Source organism: Neisseria sp. P0019.S002 (assembly GCF_051957155.1).
Classification (GTDB): Bacteria; Pseudomonadota; Gammaproteobacteria; order Burkholderiales; family Neisseriaceae; genus Neisseria; species Neisseria perflava.
In genome coordinates, this window is record NZ_JBQCWS010000161.1 from 1 (window position 1) to 438 (window position 438).

Genomic DNA, 438 nt, shown 5'->3' on the forward strand with positions numbered 1-438 from the left:
GAGGAAGAGGAAGAGGGGGAGAAGAGAAAGAAGGAAGAGGGGAAGGGGGAAGAAAGGGAGGAGGGAAAAAGGGAAAGGAAGGAGGAGAGGGAGGAAAAGGAAAAAGGAAAAAAGAGAGAAGGGAGAAAAAAAGAAAGGAGGGAGGAAGAGAAAGAGGAAGAGGAAGAAAGGAGGAGGAGGAAGGGGAAGAAAAGAGAAAAGAAGGAAGGAGAAAAAAAAAGAGAAAAGGAGGGGAAGAGAAAGAGAGGAGAAAAGGGAAGGAAAAGAGGGGAAAGAAGAAGGGGGAGAAAGAGAGAGAAAGGAAGGAGGAAGAGGGGGAGGGGAAGAAGGAAGGGGAAAAGGGGGAAAGGAGGGGAAAGGAGGGAGGAAGGGAAAAAGGGAAAGAGGAGGGGGAAAGAAAAAAGGACGGAGGAAAAAGAGGAGGAAAAGAGGACGGAG

At 48.6% G+C, this 438-nt stretch carries 1 protein-coding gene; it reads left to right on the forward strand.

Annotated elements, in window-relative coordinates; translation table 11 throughout:
* Nucleotides 1-438 (forward strand): hypothetical protein (locus tag ACTHTY_RS12090; protein WP_440367874.1); only part of this gene is annotated, 438 nt, incomplete at both ends.